We start from the raw sequence: 17,082 nt of genomic DNA, 5'->3' as shown, positions 1-17,082 counted from the left end.
GTCGTCGGGCGGGCCACAGCCGCCCGACGACGGACACCCCTCGGCTCCCGCATCCGGGCACCACCGACTTCAACCAGCCCCGGCACCTCTCAGACTGGAAAAGTCGGATTTGTATGGACGAAGTTATGAGGCATCCGCTAAAATGGTAAGTGCGTACTTAGGAGGTTGCAGATGGCTGCTGTGAGTGGACGTGCGCAGCGCCGTCGGCCACCGGTGTGGCGGCTGGTGATCGAGTTCTTCTGGGGGCTGCTACTGGCCAGAGTGATACTAGGACTGATTGACGGTGACAACCTGAGCTCGGCTGAGGCCTGGTTGACACCCCGCGTTTGGGGATATCCACTTTTCTTCGCCGTCGTCGGGGTGTACTCATACCTGTACTGGATGCGCCACCGGGACGACTGAGACTTCTGTCTGATTGAACATGACTGCGCCGGTGGCCGTATCACCCTGTGAGTGCGGCAGGTGAATCAGGGCCAGGTCAGGGAAATCCCGCATGGCTGGACCTGGGGAACCGGCGTACAACCGAATCATGAAGACGCAGATGCCGGGTGGGGCAGGCGCCCAGCACCACCAATACAGCCGACCGGGGGCGGACTCCCACTCGATCATCACATTGAACCGTGTGTCGCGAGACTTCGGCCGGCTGCAGGCACTCGCCCCGCTCGACCTGGAGGTCGGCGCGGGGCGAGTGCTCGGCCTGCTCGGCCCCAACGGCGCCGGCAAGACCACGCTCATGTCGATCATGGCCTGTGAGCTGGCGCCAAGCACGGGGACGGTGACGGTCGGCGGCACTACGGTCACCGACACCTCCGCTGCGCGCCGGGCCCGGCGCCGGCTCGCGCTCATGCCCCAGCGCCCGGCGTCGGTCCCGGGATTCAGCGCCCTCGACACCGTCGAGTACGCGGCCTGGACCAAGGGCCTGCCCGCGCGCGGGCGACGGGAGGCCTGCGCGGAGGCGCTCGACCGGGTGGGACTGGCGGCGCAGGCCAAGCGGCCATTGCGCACTCTGTCCGGCGGCATGGTCCAGCGCGTGCACCTGGCCGCCGCACTCGTCGGCCGCCCGGCCCTGCTGCTCCTCGACGAGCCGACCGTGGGCCTGGACCCCGCCCAGCGCATCGCCTTCCGCGCCCTGGTAGAGGAGCTCGAAGACACCGCCACCGTGCTGGCCACCCACCTGGTCGAGGACGTGCGCGCCCTCGGCGACGAGATAATGGTGCTCGACGCCGGGCAGGTCCGCTTCCGCGGCACCACGGCGGAGTTGGAAGCGCAGGCGTCGCCCGACGCTCCCGGAGACAACCAACTCGAGCGCGGCTACATGAGCGTGCTCAGTCAGGAGCAGTCATGAGCGGCGTGCTGCGCATCGAACTGCGGCGCTCTCTGGTGGCCCGTGTGACGCCCCTGGCCGCAGTAGGACTGGTGGCCCTGATGCTCAGCGACCGTCACCAGTGGCAGGGAGTATGGCCCGAGGCATCGGCGGCCATCACCGCCCCGCTGTACTACCTCGGCCCCGCCCTGGCCGGGGCGGCAGCCTGGGAGGCGCGGCGTCGCCGCGGGGAACGCGACTCCCGCAACGGCGGCGAGCCCTGGGCCGGACCTTTGCTGGCCGCCTACCTGCTGGCGGGTGCGGGCGTGATTGCGGTTGGCGCGATATGCGCGGTGGCGGTCAACCTGTCCGCCTCCGCCCCGGTGGGCTTCCTGTGGCCCTCGTACCTCATCATCGCCCTGGCCGTGGTAAGCGAATGCCTGGCCGCCGGCGTCCTGTTGGGCCGACTCGGCGGCCCGGCCTGGTTCGCGCCCGTGGTCGCCGTGCTGGCCTGCTTCCTCCGGCTCATCACCACCCAGGGGACGGCCGTGGGCGCGCCGGAGAGCCGGCTGACCCGAGTATTCCTTGCCGGCCACGCCTGGGTGGCACTGACACCCGCAGGGGTGACGCTCGCCGTCGTCGAGGCCGCGATTGTGATTGCCGCCGCTCTGGCGCTGCCGGGTCTGCTCGCCGCCCTGCGAGCCCGTCGTGAGCGCACCGCCTTCCCGCAGCCGCGGCGAACCCGAGTGGCAGTCACCGCGGGCTGTGCGGTGTGCGTGCTCGGGGCGGGCCTCGTGCTGACCGGTCCGCCGCTGACGGTGGAGCGCGCCATTCCCGAACATCCCGTGTGCACCGATACGCAGCTGCGGCTGTGCGTGTGGCCCGAGGACGCCGCCCGGCTGCCCGCGCTGACCACGCTTGCCGAGCGCGCCGCCGAGCAGGCGGATGCGCTCGGCCTGGAGCTCCCCGACCACGTCAGTGCCTACGGGCTGGAGCCGGGGGCCTCGAACTTCACCATCGAGTCCGATTCTGTCTGGTTCGCTGCGAACGACCTGGCGGGAATAATCGTCGGCTCGGCGGTGTCGGTCGACTGCCTGCCGACGGACGCGGATCCTGGCGTGGAGGACTTCTATCGGGCGCACGGAGAGCTTGCGGGGTTGGTGGAACTGCGCCTGCAGGGCGCCGACGCCCGCCCCGCCGGCATGGGAGACACCAGAGACATCGACCGTGCGGAGATCGCGCGCGTAGCCAAGTCCGACGAGGCCACACAGGACGCCTGGATGCAAGCGCGCCTCGACACCATGCGTGACAGCGCGGCGGAGCAGTGCCGGTGAAACTCTACGTGCGCTCCCGCAGGCTGCTCGCGGCCTGCGCGCTCATGGCGGTCATCGCGGTCATGAGCGCAGTGATCGGCACCAACATGCTGACGCTCGTATCCCGCGGCGACCCCGTGGCCGTGCCCTACCTGCTGGTGCTCGACGCCTTCATCGCGGTGTTGGCGGTCGGCAGCCTGGCCTCCCCGGTGCCCGCCATGGACCGCGGGGACGTCGGCGTGGTCGCGCGGGCCCGCTGGCTGCACCTGGCGGGCATGGAAGCCCTGGGGCTGTTGCTTGTGGTTGCGGCGTCCCTGCCCCGTTCGGGCATGGGCGCCCTTGAGGCGGGGCGTGCCTACCTGGCCTGGCTCGGCCTGGCACTGCTGGCAGCTGGCGCGCTGCGCGAATCCCTGGCCGCAATCGGGCCGTTGGCGGGATTCTTCGTCATCGCCTGGTTCGGGCACCCGGCGGGAGCGCCCGCGCCGTGGAACTGGGGGCAGGCGCCCGCCACCGTGTTGACGTCCTGGTTGGTCGCCGTCGGGCTGCTGGCAGTCGGCCTGCTAGCCTGCGCCCGACGCTGGCGGGGTGACCTCGGCCTGCCGCGCCCCTGACGCAGGAACACGCCCTTTACCTCTGGTACGAGCTTTTGCGCCCTGATCCGATGGGTATACCCGCACACCAGGGTGCAAAAGCTCGTAGCAGGGTGCAAAAGCTCGCATCAGCCGGTTGGCACCTCCAGCGCCTTATGAGCTGGCCGCCACCGGCGCCACGGTTGTCGTTGCCGCCGACCGGGCAGCCAGGGACATCGCCAACAGAATCCCGGATTGCAGGACGAGGAACGCCAACGGCACCCACTGCGATCCCCGGCCGAACAGAGTGCTGTTCGACACCACCCAGACCGCTACATGGTGAATCAGCAGAGCAACCGGTCCACCGACCGCCCCTGCCGGGAACAGCCCTCGAATCCGGAAGGCCGACGCCGTCACGGCCAGCAGCGCGAGTACGAACACCGCCACCAGCATCACGCCACCGGCACCGATGAACGGCAGACCGTGTTCGGAGCCGTTCAGGTTGACTTCCGTGGACAGCCACGGGCCCACCGCCGCGTCGATTCGCACGGGTGCGTACCAGCAGAGGTTCGCTACATACTGGTAATTGAGCCAGCCTCGGATCAGCTGAATCGCGGAGAAGGCGAGCAGGAACACCGACGCCCCCAGGCCCAACGCGACGGACACGGGGCGGGGCCGGGGCATCCGCCGTCCCGCCACTACTGCGGTAATGCCGGTTGGGATCACGGCGACGAGCAAGGCCACCAACAGGGCGACGCTGTCACCAATCGTTCCCTCCATTACCTGAAATGTCTCATCCGCCCCTGTGAACGCGATCGTGTACGTAAGCGGTCCGCTGACCCACAACCCCGCTACGGCCGCGGTCGCCTGCCGGCGCTTCATGAGCTGTACCAGTCCGACCGTCTCAAGTACGAGCGCGGTGTGCAACCAGCCGCTCATGTTGCTGAGGGTCTCGACCAGTTCGACCAGTTCCCGGACCGGCTGCGACGCGTCTCCTCCGATGGAGGCCTCGGGCCTGCTCCGCCTGACGTGGTCAACCACGACCAGAAGGGATATCAGCATTGTCATGACGATGAGCGCGAGCGCAGCCCGCTCCGGGGCAGTGCGTCGGCCAGTCAGGCGGTGCACGACCTTGCCGGATACCTCGGTGGGAGCGGACATGCATCGTATCCTCTCCGGCTGGGCAATCACGGGCAATGGGCACCGCGGCCCATGCCCGCCGATGAAGGCTTGGGACGTGGCGCAGGAACACGTCCTTCACCTGTGGTACGAGCTTTTGCGCCCTGATCCGATGGGTATACCCGCACACCAGGGTGCAAAAGCTCGTAGTAGGAGACAGGGGGTCGGCACAGGCGTTGAACCCTGTGATGTCCAGGAGGCCGGCCTCGCCGTCGTCGGCGGGCTACACGGCGATGAGGCGCAGCCCGGGGTCGACGGCGTGCAGGTCGCCCGGGTCCGAGGTCACTACCGCGTGGCCCTGCTCGCGGGCGTGCAGCACCACATGGACGTCGATGACATCGGGGTGTCCGCTGCGGCCGCATAGCAGGCCCACCGCCCGCGCCGCCACATCGTCCAGTGGGATGACCTGAACCGCGGGGTCGCCGAGCAGGCGGGCGATTCGCGCTTGGCGGGGTCCTCCTCGCCAGGCCTGGGCGACGACGCCGGCGGGTACCGCCAGCGCGATCCCGGCCTCGACTGCCCGGCGCAGCAGGGCCCGCATTCTGGCGTCGCCGCGCTCAAGCGCCAGCAGTGCCCCGGTGTCCAAGGTCAGGCCCGTGACCTCGCCGTCCGTGGTCACGCCAGTCCCAGGGCGCGGTCGGCCCAGGCCAGGTCGGCGTCGTCGACCGGGCCCAGCTCGCGGTCCAAGTCGTCGAGCAGCTCGGTCAGGCCGTCCTCGCGTTCGGCGCGGGCGACCGCCGGCCTGCAATGGAGTGACACCGTCTTTGCAATAAGGTTACAGGATGGTGCCGCAAGTTCGTGGAAAACCCCGTATCTGCCCATGAATATCCCGAATCCGGCTTGCAAGGCTTGCAGCAAGGCGGGGTGTCGTGTGTAATGGGGGCGTCATCGCCGTCGCGCTGTGAGCCGTTCCGCGGTTCATGGCTCACGATTGGCAGTTGCTCTCTACCCGGGCCTCGGCCCGGCAACCTCGTGTCCAAGGGAGGACAATCAATGCGACCCATCACCCGTCGCTCCATGCTCGGTGGCTCCGCGGCGGTCGCGCTCGCCGCGACTCTGGCCGCCTGCTCCAACGGGTCCGACTCCGGCTCCGGCGACTCCGGGGCCGGCTCGGTCTACTTCCTGAACTTCAAGCCCGAGGCCGAGGACGCCTTCAAGACCATCGCCTCCACCTACACCGAGAAGACCGGTGTCCAGGTCAAGGTCGTCACCGCCGCCTCCGGCACCTACGAGCAGACCTTGCAGACCGAGGTCGCCAAGTCCAACCCGCCCACGATCTTCAACATCAACGGCCCGGTCGGCCTGGCCACCTGGCAGGACTACGCGCTCGACATTTCGGACGTGGACTTCGTCAAGGACCTCACCGACCCGTCCATGGCCCTGACCGACGATGCCGGCACCGTCTACGGCTCCCCGCTCGCAACCGAGGGCTACGGCCTGATCTACAACGGCGAGATCATGGACGCCTACTTCGCGATGGACGGCGCCAAGGCCTCCTCCATCGACGAGATCAAGGGCTTCGACAAGCTCAAGGAGGTCGTCGAGGACATGCAGTCCAAGAAGGACGACCTGGGCATCGACGGCGTCTTCGCCTCCACCTCCCTCACCCCCGGTGAGGACTGGCGCTGGCAGACCCACCTGGCCAACTACCCCATCTACTACGAGTTCAAGGACAAGGGCGTCACCGACACCCCCGACCTCGAGCTGACCTACTCGGACAACTACCAGCAGATCTTCGACCTGTACCTCAACAACTCCACGATCGCCCCCTCCGAGGCCTCCGCCAAGTCCGTCTCCGACTCGATGGCCGAGTTCGCCCTGGGCAGGGCCGCCATGGTCCAGAACGGTAACTGGGCCTGGTCCCAGATCTCCGAGGTCGACGGCAACGTCGTCAAGGAGGACCAGATCCACTTCATGCCGATCTACATCGGCGTGGACGGCGAGGAGGACTCCGGCATCGCGCTGGGCACCGAGAACTACCTGTCGATCAACTCCCAGGCCTCCGAGGCCGACCAGCAGGCCTCCATCGACTTCTTGAACTGGCTGTTCATGGACGCCGAGGCGGCCAAGCTGCTCACGGACAACTCCGTGGTCTCCATGGCTCCCTACTCGGCCTTCGCCGAGCTCACCCCCGCCGACCCGCTCGGCGCCGAGGTCGTGGAGTACATGAACAACGAGGACCTGTACCCGATCAACTGGGTGTTCCAGACCTTCCCGAGCCAGGACTTCAAGGATCAGGCCGGTCAGCACCTGTCCCAGTACGCCTCCGGCGCCGAGGAGTGGGACGACGTCAAGACCTACTTCGTCGAGGAGTGGCACGCCGAGAAGAGCGCCTGATTCTCCGCACTCCCACAACGGCCGTTGAGTGGCCCTTGTAGAATCACGAATTGACGACGGCGGCGCCCGGTGACACTGCCGGGCGCCGCCTGTCATTCCCACTCAAACGCGCCGTTGCCACCCCGCCTCCGTGAACCTCTCGAGACACACATGACCAAGTCGCTCAAGAAGTATTTCGTCGTCTTCACCGGCCCCACGCTGATCGCCTTCCTCATCGCGTTCATCGTGCCCTTCTTCATGGGCCTGTACCTGTCGCTGACCAAGTTCACCACGCTGACCAACGCCAAGTGGGTCGGCTTCGCCAACTACCAGACCGCGCTGACCGGCAACACCGGATTCGTCAAGGCGCTCGGCTTCACGGCCCTGGTCTCGGCCATATCCATCATCACCGTCAACCTCGGCGCCTTCGCCCTGGCCTACCTGCTCACCCGCAAGCTGCGCGGCACCAACCTGTTCCGCTCGGTGTTCTTCATGCCGAACCTGATCGGCGGCATCGTGCTGGGCTACACCTGGCAGGTCATGCTCAACGCGATCCTGCGCCACTGGGGCCAGACCATCGTCAACGACTGGCACCTGGGCATGCTCGGCCTGATCCTGCTGATCAACTGGCAGCTCATGGGCTACATGATGATCATCTACATCGCCGGCCTGCAGAACGTGCCGCCGGAACTGATCGAGGCGTCCCAGATCGACGGTGCCGGTAAGTGGATGACTCTGCGTCACGTCACCATCCCGATGGTGATGCCCTCCATCACCATCTGCCTGTTCCTCACCCTGGCCAACACCTTCAAGATGTACGACCAGAACCTGGCGCTGACCAACGGCGCTCCGCTCAAGCAGACGCAGATGGCGGCGCTGAACATCGTCGACCTGATGTACAAGCAGGTCGGCAAGCAGGGCATCGCCCAGGCGCAGGCCGTCATCTTCTTCATCATCGTTTCCGTCATCGCCGTGCTGCAGCTGCGTGCGACCCGCGCCAAGGAGGTTGAAGCGTGAGCACCGAGACCCTCGCCCCCATGGGCCCGACGGCCATCAAGCCGATGCAGCCCTCCAAGCCCGCCCGCCGCAAGCAGACGGCCGGTCAGAACCTGCTCACCGCCCTGCTGACGGTGCTGTCGCTGATCTGGATCATTCCGCTGCTGTTCATCCTGATCAACTCCTTCAAGGGCAAGTTCTTCATCTCCGACTCGCCCTTCTCCCTGCCCACCGGCGAGACCTTCGCCGGGCTGACCAACTACATCACCGGTCTGCAGCTGTCCGGCTTCGCCCGGGCCCTGGGCTGGTCGCTGTTCATCACCGTCGGCTCGGTGGCGGTGATCGTGCTGCTGACGGCCATGACCGCGTACTACATCACCCGCGTCAAGACCTGGTGGACCTCCCTGATCTACTACCTGTTCGCCTTCTCCATGATCGCCCCCTTCCAGCTGGTCATGTTCCCCACCGTCAAGATCGCCGACGCGCTGGGCCTGGCGACGCCGTGGGGCATGATCATCCTCTACCTGGGCTTCGGCGGCGGCCTGTCCGTGTTCCTGTTCGCGGGCTTCATCAAGTCCGTGCCGATGGACATCGAGGAGGCCGCCTACATGGACGGCTGCACCCCGCTGCAGAGCTACTTCCGGGTGGTCATGCCGCTGCTCAAGCCAACCTCGGTGACGGTCGCGGTCCTGAACGCCATGTGGGTGTGGAACGACTTCCTCCTGCCGAACCTGGTCATCGGCCAGGACGAGCGCTACAAGACGGTGCCCATCGTCATCCAGATGCTCGTCGGCTCCAACGGCAACCGCGACATGGGCGCCCAGATGGCCATGCTGGTCCTGGCCATCATCCCGATCGTCGTCTTCTACGCCTTCGGCCAGAAGTATATCGTCGAGGGCGTCGCCGCCGGGGCCGTCAAGGGCTGAGCCGGCCCGCGCCATGCCCGGTTTCTTAAGACCCGACTCGGCCTTCTACCGGGCCTGGTCCGCGGCCGCCGACCTCGTCGTCGTCAACCTGCTCACCCTGCTGGCGTGTCTGCCGATCATCACCGCGGGCGCAGCGCTTACCGCCTGCGCCCGCGTGGTGATGGAAATGGTGCGCGACGAGGACACCTACACGGTGCGCACCTGGTGGCACTCCTTCCGCACCAACCTGGTCCAGTCGCTGGCCTGGTGGCTGCCGACGCTCACCGCGGCGGGACTGGCCGCCTGGATGAACCTGTCGCTGTCCCAGCTGGGCGGTGCCGCCCTGACCGGTCTGGTCGACGCCGGGGCGCTGCTGATCGTCGCCGTCCTGATCTGGCTGGTGCCGCTGGTCGCCTTCTTCGACAACACCGTCGGCGCGCACGTGGCCAATGCGGCGCGCCTGGCCGTCGGGGCACTCGGCCGCACCGCCGTGTGCCTGCTTCTGCTTGCCGCCCCCGTGGTCTTGGCGGTGACCCTGCCGGGCGCGCGTGCCGCCGCCGGCTGGTTCATGGTGCTGCTCGGCGTCGCCTTCATCGGTTACCTCATGGCCCTGGTGCAGCGTCCCGTCATCGACCGCCTGCGTGAGGACGCCCGTACATCCACCGGGTAGCGCGGCTCGGCGCCGCGCTACCCGGCACCGGTTACTGCTTCAGCTCGGCGTCGATCACCGCCATTTCATTGGGCACCACCGACAGGTCCAGGCTGGAGAGCAGCTTGCCGGTGGAGATCTGCACCAGGTGCAGCTTCTTGGCGGTGGGGTCGGTGATGTAGACGAAGTCGCCGGCCGTCTTCACATTGGGCCCGGGCTCCTGCCAGTTCTCGTTCTCCGTCCAAGGCGTGACCACGTCCACCTGCTTGGTCACCGCGGCCGATGCCGGGTCGATGAGGTTGAGCCGGCCGTCGTAGGTCAGTACCACTCCCTCCCCGGCGGCGCCGCGGCCGAAGGAGCGGAACCAGTAGGCCGAGCCCAGCTCCACGGTTGTGGTGGTGGCATCGGTCGTATCGATGATGCCGACCTTCGTGGGGTGCTCCGGCGCGGCGCCGTCCACCGGCTCAACGGTCTTGTAGTCCGTGAGCACGTACGGGGAGTCGGGGGAACCGAACTGGTTTCCGCTGCGCTGGTACGCCTCCGGCACCGGCACCTTGTGGAACTGCCCGTCGCGGAACACCACCGAGCCGTTGGTGCAGCCGAAGCTGGCCACGTCCTCGCCCTGTGCAGTGGCCTCGCCATGGACGCCGGGGCAGTCGGTGGACTCGGCGCCGATGCTCCCGTCGGCCTTGCGTTCGTGGACCGTGTGCCGCTCGTCCTCGGTCCCCTCGGTTACCAGGACGCTGCCACTGGCCAGGGGGACGGCGACGCCGTGGTGCGGGTCGTTCGTCTGGAAGCTGGTCAGCTCGTCGGGGCTGAGCTGGCCGTCCTCCAGTGCCTTGGTGTCGAACATGGTGACTGTGCCGGTGCCGTCGTCGAAGACGGCAGTCTTCCCGGCGTGGGTGACGACGTGTCCGGGGGTCTGCGCCGCGATCACGGAGCCGGTGAGGCCGGGGGTGGTGGTGTAGTAGTGGTTGTGGTCGCCGTGGGGCTTGACGATCATTCCCAGGTCCAGGACCTCGAAGCCTTCGGAGGAGGAGACCAGCACATGGCGGCCGTCCCCGGCCGGGTTGAGGCGCAGGAACCCCTCCTTCTTGATGTCCGCCACGACGGTGCCGTCGGAGGTGTCGACGATCTGGATGCCGCCGTCGTAGGCGATGGCGGCGCGCGGATCCACATCGCTGACCTCCACCGGCTTGGCCGACGAGGCCGGGGCCTGTGCTTCCACGGTGCTGTGGGAGCCAGAGCCGCCGGCGGAGGGTGAGCCGCAGGCGGTCAGAGTCATGGTCAACACCGTCGTTGCGGCCAGAGTTAAAGCACCGAGCTTGGGAAGAGTTCTCATGCTGCAAACGGTAATGATTATCATTAGGTGGTGCAAGTCCGCCAGGTGGCCCCACCCGAGCACGGCGCGGGGCCTCCGGTAGTCTGGCCTGCGGCGCGCCCAGGCCGCGCCTGCCCTCCGGGGCACCCACGCACACAGGGAGCAGCAATGCCAGCCGTCGTCGTCGTCGGAACTCAATGGGGAGACGAAGGGAAGGGCAAGGCGACCGACCAGCTCGGTCAGGGCGTCGACTACGTCGTCAAGTTCAACGGCGGCAACAACGCCGGCCACACCGTCGTCATCGACGGCGAAACCTTCGCCTTCCACCTCCTGCCCGCGGGCGTCCTCACCCCCGGGGTGACCCCCGTGATCGGCAACGGCGTGGTGGTGGACCTGGAGGTCCTATTCCAGGAGATCGAGGAGATCACCTCCCGCGGCAAGGACGCCTCCGCACTGAAGATCTCCGCCAACGCCCACCTGATCCCCTCCTACAACCGGGTCATGGACCGCACCACCGAGCGCTTCCTCGGCGCCCGCCAACTGGGCACCACCGGCCGCGGCATCGGCCCCACCTACGCGGACAAGATGAACCGCGTGGGTCTGCGCGTGCAGGACCTGTTCGACGAGTCGATCCTGCGGCAGAAGGTCCACTCCGCCCTCGCCCAGAAGAACAGCCTGCTGCTGAAGGTCTTCAACCGTCCCGCCATCGACCCCGACGCCGTCGCGGACGAGCTGCTGTCCTACGCCGACCGCGTGCGCCCCATGGTGGTGGACACCTCCCTGCTGCTCAATCAGGCCCTCGACGCCGGCAAGACCGTCCTGTTCGAGGCCGGGCAGGCCACCATGCTCGACATCGACCACGGCACCTACCCCTTCGTCACCTCCTCCAACCCGACCGCCGGCGGCGCCTGCACCGGCACCGGGGTGGGCCCCACCCGCATCGACGCCGTCGTCGGCGTGGTCAAGGCCTACACCACCCGCGTCGGCGAGGGCCCCTTCCCCACCGAGCTCACCGACGCCATGGGGGAGCGGCTGCGCGCCGAGGGTGGCGAGTACGGGGTCACCACCGGCCGTCCGCGCCGCTGCGGGTGGCACGACGCCGTCGTCACCCGCTACGCCGCCCGCGTCAACGGACTCACCGACCTGGTCATGACCAAGCTCGACGTGCTCACCGGACACGAGACCATCCCCGTGTGCGTCGCCTACGACGTCGACGGCGAGGTCACCTCCGAGATGCCGCTGACCCAGACCGACTTCCACCACGCCAAGCCGGTTTACGAGGAGCTGCCCGGCTGGAGCGAGGACATCACCGGCGTGCGCCGCTTCGAGGACCTGCCCGCTGCCGCCCGCGACTACGTGCTGCGCATCGAGGAGCTCGCCGGCTGCCGCATCTCCGCGATCGGGGTGGGTGCGGGCCGCGAGGCCACCATCACCCGGCACCGGCTGCTCGGCTGAGCGGTTAACGACGACGGCGGCCGGCCCCGCAGGTGGGGGCCGGCCGCCGCTGTTGCCGCGCGGGCGCGCTGACGTCTGGACGGCTCTGGACGGCGCTAGTTCACTGGTGTCCGTAGGGGCCGGGCTGCTGGCCGTAGGGCGGCTGGCCGGGCTGGTACCGCTGCGTATTGCCGTAGCCGGGCTGGCCGGGCTGGTACTGCTGCGGGTTTCCGTAGGCCTGCTGGCCGGGCTGGCTCGGGTAGCCGGGCTGCTGCGGCTGTACGCCGGAACCCTGCTGGCCGTAAGGCTGCTGCGCGCCGTATCCCGGCTGGTTGTAGGGCGGCTGGCCGGGCTGCTGATAAGGCTGGGCCGGGTATCCGGTGCCGGGGTAGCCGGCGGCCGGGACGGCGTGCTTCTTCTGGTTCTGGTAGACGACGACGCCGACCACGACGCCGGCGATCGCCAGCAGGCCCACGATGCCGAGAACGATCGGCAGCAGCGAATGCCCCTCGTCGGAGTCGGCGTCGGCGGGTGCCGCAACCGCTTCGCTCGTGGGAGTGGGCTCCGCGTCTCCGGTGGCAGGAGACGGCGCGTCGGTGGGCTCCGCGGAGGCGGAGGCGGAGGCCGAGGGGCTCGGCGTGGCCGGATCGGCGGTGTCGAAACCGGTCGCCTGGAGGGAGTCGAGTGCGGCGATATCCTCCCAGTCGGCCTTGCGGCCGGAGATGGTGGCGTTCTCGTCGGCTTCGATGACGTCGCCGGGGAAGGTGAGCGTCAGGGTGGCGGAGTCGTAATCGCTCAAGTCGCTGAAGCCGGACATCTCGACAACGTAGGTGCCGTCTTGGTGCTTGACGGAGAACCCATCGTCGGTGGAGCCGACGATGGGCAGGCCGAGCATGGACAGCACACAGGTGTCGTTCTCGGCGGACAGTGTCACCTCGATGTCGTCGTCGGCGTCTTCGATGTCTTTGAGGCTATCAAGATCGGCCGCATCCTCCGTGCAGTAGAGGTCGGCGCTCACGCCTTCGATGTCGATGGTCATGACCAAGTCGGCGGTCTTGTTCTCATACAGTGTGAAGTCAATATGGGCGCTCGCATCGCCGTAGTCGGCGAAGGCGGCGGGACCCACGAGTGTGGAGCCGAGCAGTAGCGTGGAGCCGGCCACTGCGGCGCCCGCGCGGCGCAGGGTGGTGGGGGAGAGGATGCTCATGCCGGGAGTGTACGGAACCTTCTGGGCTGCGGCCTAGAGTCGGACTGGGGTATCGCCGCTTAAGCACCGCCGAAGGAGCAACGGTCGCAGCATAGGGCGACGCCCACGCGTCCGGTGCCGGGCGCGTGGGCGTCGCGAAGAGTTCACTCAGTGCTGGGTGTTGGGGTCTCCGGGCTGCTGGCCCGGCTGGTACTGCTGCGGGTTGCCGTAGGCCTGCTGGCCGGGCTGCTGTGGCTGGGCGCCATAGCCCTGCTGCTGGCCGTAAGGCTGCTGTGCGGCGCCGTAGCCTGGCTGGCCGGGCTGCTGCGGCTGGGCCGGGTATCCGGCTCCGGGGTAGCCGGCCGCCGGGGCGGGCTTCTTCCGGCTCCGGAAGACGATGAAGGCGACGACGCCGGCAACCACCAGGAGCGCCACCACGACGAGCACGATCCAAATGGCCGAGCTCCTGCCGGCCGAGTCCTTGCCGACCGCCCGGATGGTGCCTGCGTTGGTCAGGTCGTTCCAGGTGACCTTGTTGCCGTCGATTGTGGCGCTGTCATCGGCTTCGGTGACCTTGCCGGGGAAGGTGACGGAGATGGAGATCGAGCTGAAGTAGTCGCCGGCGTCCCCCATGTCGCCGAAGTCGACGATGTACTCGTCGCCCTCGTGCGTGATCGGGGAGTCGGAGCCGTCAAAGGCGTCAAGGGAGGCACCGGTGACGGTCAGGGCGCAGGAGTCGTCCTGGGCGGCGACGTCGACCTCGGCCTCGTCACCGAGCTCCGCGATATCGTCGTCACTGATGCCGCTGAGTTCCAGCATCTCTTCGGTGCAGTAGAGGCTGGGGTCGATGCCGTCGATTCCAGCCGATACGGACATGTCGACGAGCTCGTCCTCGTGGAGCACGAGGTCGAGGCTCATGTTCATGGAGAGTCCGTAGAAGTCGTCGTTGTCGTCGGCGATCGCGGTGGGGCCGAGGAGGGCGGAGCCGAGCAGTAGCGCTGAGCCTGCCACCACGGCGCCCGTGCGGCGCAGGGAGTTGGGGAAGAGGTTGTTCATGCCCCGGAGTGTACGGAAACACCCCAACTCCGGCAACAAAACGATGACGCTCAACGCCGTTGTGAGCGGAGTCGCCACAGCGCGGCCGCGCCCACCACCGCTCCGGCGACCGCCACCCCGGCCACGATCCACGTTCCGTAGCGGTCCCAGGCCGACACGCCTGCGCCCGCCTGCGCCCGCCCGGACGCGCTCACGCCGTCGTACAGCAGGTCGGCATCCTCCCAGGTGACGGTGGTGTCCTTCACGGTGCCGCCGCCGGCGTCCACGACGGCGCCCGGGAAGGTGATCGACAGGCGGGCGTCCACCACCGTGTTCAGTGACTCCGACGACCCAGACGACCCAGGCGTGGACTCCGCGGTGGTGGCCTGTGTGGCATCGGTCTGCGCGGTTGCATCCGCGTCCGCCTGAGCGGCGTCGGCGGCGAGTGCGCCCCCGACGCCGGCGATGTGCACCACGTACAGGTCACCGTCGCGAACCACCAACTGTTCCGAGGCGGCATCCTCGTCGTCGGCGTCGGGGATGGGCACGCCGGTGACGTGCACCTCGCAGCCGAGTCCCTCGGCGTCGTCGGCGGAACCGAGCGGGGAGGCGGTAACCGTCGCGCCGTCGCCGGAGCCGATCAGCGAGTCGGCGGTAAGGCTCTCGCAGTCGGCGCCGTCGGTGAAAACCGCGCCGGTGGTGTCGCGCATGACCAGGTCGACGGCGTAGGTGCCGGCCGCATCCAGGTGCATGTCCATGTGGGCGGTGCAGCCCGACAGCGCCAGTGCGGCCGCGCCCACCGTGATCGCGAGGCGGTGGGCGAGTGCGCGTTTGCGGCGGTCGGCGAGTGGCTTCGGGGACACGCCCCGACGCTACACGGCGGCGGGTGTGGCGGGAAACACCACCCCGGAGGGCGCCAATTCCGCGTTCGGGGGACCTTCGGACGTGACCTGGGGCGCCAGATGAGGAAGGATAGGACCTGACCCGTTGAGTCACGAGAATCGAAGAAAGAAGGACTCACATGACAGTGTCTGAGCAGGATGTCCGGGCGGCTGCACCGGCCAACGCCCCCGAGGACGTCATTGCCTTCGCCGTCCGTCTCGCCGAGCTCGGCAAGCCGGAGGACGTTTACTTCTGCGACGGCTCCGAGGAGGAGTGGGACCGCCTGACCACCGAGATGGTCGAGTCGGGCATGTTCATCCGCCTCAACCCGGAGAAGCGCCCCAACTCCTTCCTGGCGCGTTCGCTGCCCAGCGACGTCGCCCGCGTTGAGTCCCGCACCTTCATCTGCTCCGAGAAGGAGGAGGACGCCGGGCCGACCAACAACTGGTACGACCCGACCGAGATGAAGAAGATCCTCAACGAGAAGTTCGACGGCACCTACGCCGGCCGCACGATGTACGTGATCCCCTTCTCCATGGGTCCGCTCGGCGGCCCGATCTCCCAGCTGGGCATCGAGATCACCGACTCCCCGTACGTCGTGGCGAACATGCGCATCATGACTCGCATGGGCGCCAAGGCCATGGACCTCATCAACGAGGGTCGCACCTGGGTTCCCTGTGTGCACTCCGTGGGCGCCCCGCTGGCCCCCGGCCAGGAGGACACCACCTGGCCGTGTAACGAGGAGAAGTACATCACCCAGTTCCCGGAGACCAACGAGATCTGGTCCTACGGCTCCGGTTACGGCGGCAACGCCCTGCTGGGCAAGAAGTGCTACGCGCTGCGCATCGCCTCGACCATGGCCCGCCGCGACGGCTGGATGGCTGAGCACATGCTGATCCTGCGCCTGACCGACGAGAAGTCCGGCAAGCAGTACCACGTGACCGCCGCCTTCCCGAGCGCCTGCGGCAAGACCAACCTGGCCATGCTCCAGCCGACCATCCCCGGCTACAAGGTCGAGACCGTCGGCGACGACATCGCCTGGATGCGCCCCGGCGAGGACGGCCGCCTGCGCGCCATCAACCCCGAGGCCGGCTTCTTCGGCGTCGCCCCGGGCACGTCCTACAAGACGAACCCGGTGGCCATGGACACCATGAAGGCCAACACCATCTTCACCAACGTCGCCCTGACCGACGACGGCGACGTGTGGTGGGAGGGCATCGACGCCGAGCTGCCGGACCACCTGATCGACTGGCAGGGCAACGACTACACCCCCGCCGACGCTGAGGCCGGCAAGAAGGCCGCGCACCCGAACTCGCGCTTCACCACGCCCGCTTCGCAGTGCCCGATCATCTGCCCCGACTGGGAGGCCCCCGAGGGCGTTGCCATCGACGCCATCCTGTTCGGCGGTCGCCGCGCCACCAACGTGCCGCTGGTGGCCGAGCAGTACAGCCCCGCGCACGGCGTCTTCATCGGCTCCTCGGTGGCCTCCGAGGTCACCGCGGCCGCCCTTGACGCCAAGGTCGGCTCGCTGCGCCACGACCCCTTCGCGATGCTGCCCTTCTGCGGCTACCACATGGCCGACTACTGGGGCCACTGGCTGGAGATGCAGGAGCAGCTGGGCGACAAGTTCCCGAAGGTCTACCAGGTCAACTGGTTCCGCAAGGACGCCGACGGCAAGTTCCTGTGGCCCGGCTACGGCGACAACTCCCGCGTGCTCGACTGGATCGTGCGCCGCTCCGCCGGTGAGGTCGAGGCCATCGAGGGCGTGACGGGCCTGTACCCGAAGTTCGAGGACTTCAACCTCGAGGGCCTGGACGTGGACGAGTCCATCTGGAACCAGATGTACGACATCGACCCCGACGCCTGGGCTGCCGAGATGGACTCCACCGAGGAGTACTACGAGCAGTTCGGTGACAAGGTCCCGGCTGCCATCCGCGAGGAGCTGGCCAAGTTCCGCGAGCGCATCGCCGCTGCCAAGGCCAACGCCTGAGCAG

Annotated in this window: 17 protein-coding genes; 10 read left to right on the top strand and 7 right to left on the bottom strand. The window is 67.9% G+C overall.

The annotated features are described in order from the left end of the window. The first annotated feature begins 171 nt into the window (after nucleotides 1–171). The 4 genes from DRB06_RS07615 to DRB06_RS07600 all read left to right on the top strand — a co-directional run bounded on the left by DRB06_RS07615 (nucleotide 172) and on the right by DRB06_RS07600 (nucleotide 3,227). Complete coding sequence (locus tag DRB06_RS07615) at nucleotides 172–402, top strand: hypothetical protein (RefSeq protein ID WP_108968975.1); 231 nt, start codon at nucleotides 172–174, stop codon at nucleotides 400–402. Between the two features lie 127 nt (nucleotides 403–529). Continuing rightward, nucleotides 530–1,345 carry an ABC transporter ATP-binding protein gene (locus tag DRB06_RS07610; RefSeq protein ID WP_220092994.1) on the top strand — a complete coding sequence of 272 codons (816 nt, stop codon included), beginning with the start codon at nucleotides 530–532 and terminating at the stop codon, nucleotides 1,343–1,345. Continuing rightward, nucleotides 1,342–2,637 (top strand): hypothetical protein, encoded by a 1,296-nt coding sequence (locus DRB06_RS07605; RefSeq protein ID WP_111819574.1) that lies wholly within the window; start codon nucleotides 1,342–1,344, stop codon nucleotides 2,635–2,637. Before DRB06_RS07610 ends, DRB06_RS07605 begins: the two co-directional genes overlap by 4 nt. Further along, on the top strand, nucleotides 2,634–3,227 hold the full coding sequence (locus DRB06_RS07600) for a hypothetical protein (RefSeq protein WP_111890615.1): 594 nt from the start codon (nucleotides 2,634–2,636) through the stop codon (nucleotides 3,225–3,227). The genes DRB06_RS07605 and DRB06_RS07600 overlap by 4 nt, the downstream gene beginning before the upstream one ends. A 132-nt stretch (nucleotides 3,228–3,359) precedes the next feature. Here the strand turns inward: DRB06_RS07600 and DRB06_RS07595 are convergent, their stop codons facing one another. The 3 genes from DRB06_RS07595 to DRB06_RS07585 form a co-directional block, all read right to left on the bottom strand. Continuing rightward, on the bottom strand, nucleotides 3,360–4,376 hold the full coding sequence (locus DRB06_RS07595) for a hypothetical protein (RefSeq protein WP_181575229.1): 1,017 nt from the start codon (nucleotides 4,374–4,376) through the stop codon (nucleotides 3,360–3,362). 211 nt (nucleotides 4,377–4,587) lie between these two features. Further along, nucleotides 4,588–4,983 (bottom strand): type II toxin-antitoxin system VapC family toxin, encoded by a 396-nt coding sequence (locus tag DRB06_RS07590; RefSeq protein WP_111819572.1) that lies wholly within the window; start codon nucleotides 4,981–4,983, stop codon nucleotides 4,588–4,590. Next, nucleotides 4,980–5,123 (bottom strand): hypothetical protein, encoded by a 144-nt coding sequence (locus DRB06_RS07585; RefSeq protein ID WP_258522194.1) that lies wholly within the window; start codon nucleotides 5,121–5,123, stop codon nucleotides 4,980–4,982. Before DRB06_RS07585 ends, DRB06_RS07590 begins: the two co-directional genes overlap by 4 nt. A 234-nt stretch (nucleotides 5,124–5,357) precedes the next feature. Here DRB06_RS07585 and DRB06_RS07580 point away from each other — a divergent pair, with 234 nt between their 5' ends. From DRB06_RS07580 to DRB06_RS07565, 4 genes are all read left to right on the top strand, one after another. Beyond that, on the top strand, nucleotides 5,358–6,701 hold the full coding sequence (locus tag DRB06_RS07580; RefSeq protein ID WP_111819571.1) for an ABC transporter substrate-binding protein: 1,344 nt from the start codon (nucleotides 5,358–5,360) through the stop codon (nucleotides 6,699–6,701). A 150-nt stretch (nucleotides 6,702–6,851) separates the two neighbouring features. Next, the gene (locus tag DRB06_RS07575; RefSeq protein WP_073331246.1) at nucleotides 6,852–7,697 is read left to right on the top strand and encodes a carbohydrate ABC transporter permease; all 846 of its coding nucleotides are present in this window, start codon (nucleotides 6,852–6,854) and stop codon (nucleotides 7,695–7,697) included. A 44-nt stretch (nucleotides 7,698–7,741) separates the two neighbouring features. Next, on the top strand, nucleotides 7,742–8,602 hold the full coding sequence (locus tag DRB06_RS07570) for a carbohydrate ABC transporter permease (protein ID WP_234416300.1): 861 nt from the start codon (nucleotides 7,742–7,744) through the stop codon (nucleotides 8,600–8,602). A 13-nt stretch (nucleotides 8,603–8,615) separates the two neighbouring features. Beyond that, the gene (locus DRB06_RS07565; protein WP_111819570.1) at nucleotides 8,616–9,251 is read left to right on the top strand and encodes a YesL family protein; all 636 of its coding nucleotides are present in this window, start codon (nucleotides 8,616–8,618) and stop codon (nucleotides 9,249–9,251) included. 31 nt (nucleotides 9,252–9,282) lie between these two features. Here DRB06_RS07565 and DRB06_RS07560 read toward each other — a convergent pair whose 3' ends face one another. Next, nucleotides 9,283–10,572 carry a hypothetical protein gene (locus DRB06_RS07560; RefSeq protein ID WP_258522193.1) on the bottom strand — a complete coding sequence of 430 codons (1,290 nt, stop codon included), beginning with the start codon at nucleotides 10,570–10,572 and terminating at the stop codon, nucleotides 9,283–9,285. 147 nt (nucleotides 10,573–10,719) lie between these two features. On the opposite strand from DRB06_RS07560, the gene DRB06_RS07555 reads away from it, so the two are divergent. Then, nucleotides 10,720–12,006 carry an adenylosuccinate synthase gene (locus DRB06_RS07555; protein WP_073331237.1) on the top strand — a complete coding sequence of 429 codons (1,287 nt, stop codon included), beginning with the start codon at nucleotides 10,720–10,722 and terminating at the stop codon, nucleotides 12,004–12,006. 100 nt (nucleotides 12,007–12,106) lie between these two features. Here DRB06_RS07555 and DRB06_RS16115 read toward each other — a convergent pair whose 3' ends face one another. From DRB06_RS16115 to DRB06_RS07540, 3 genes are all read right to left on the bottom strand, one after another. Further along, complete coding sequence (locus tag DRB06_RS16115) at nucleotides 12,107–13,192, bottom strand: hypothetical protein (RefSeq protein ID WP_181575228.1); 1,086 nt, start codon at nucleotides 13,190–13,192, stop codon at nucleotides 12,107–12,109. Between the two features lie 147 nt (nucleotides 13,193–13,339). Further along, nucleotides 13,340–14,227: an LppM family (lipo)protein gene (locus tag DRB06_RS07545; protein WP_111819569.1), complete on the bottom strand. Its 888-nt coding sequence runs from the start codon at nucleotides 14,225–14,227 to the stop codon at nucleotides 13,340–13,342. 50 nt (nucleotides 14,228–14,277) lie between these two features. Continuing rightward, nucleotides 14,278–15,069, bottom strand: coding sequence for an LppM family (lipo)protein (locus DRB06_RS07540; RefSeq protein WP_111819568.1), 792 nt, complete (start codon nucleotides 15,067–15,069; stop codon nucleotides 14,278–14,280). A 158-nt stretch (nucleotides 15,070–15,227) separates the two neighbouring features. Between DRB06_RS07540 and DRB06_RS07535 the strand changes: the two genes are divergently transcribed. Further along, nucleotides 15,228–17,078 carry a phosphoenolpyruvate carboxykinase (GTP) gene (locus DRB06_RS07535; protein WP_111819567.1) on the top strand — a complete coding sequence of 617 codons (1,851 nt, stop codon included), beginning with the start codon at nucleotides 15,228–15,230 and terminating at the stop codon, nucleotides 17,076–17,078. The last annotated feature ends 4 nt before the right edge of the window (nucleotides 17,079–17,082 follow it).

The organism is Actinomyces sp. Z5 (genome assembly GCF_003287795.1).
In the GTDB taxonomy this organism is placed as follows: Bacteria; Actinomycetota; Actinomycetes; order Actinomycetales; family Actinomycetaceae; genus Actinomyces; species Actinomyces glycerinitolerans.
This window is presented reverse-complemented; position numbering and strand designations above follow the sequence as displayed.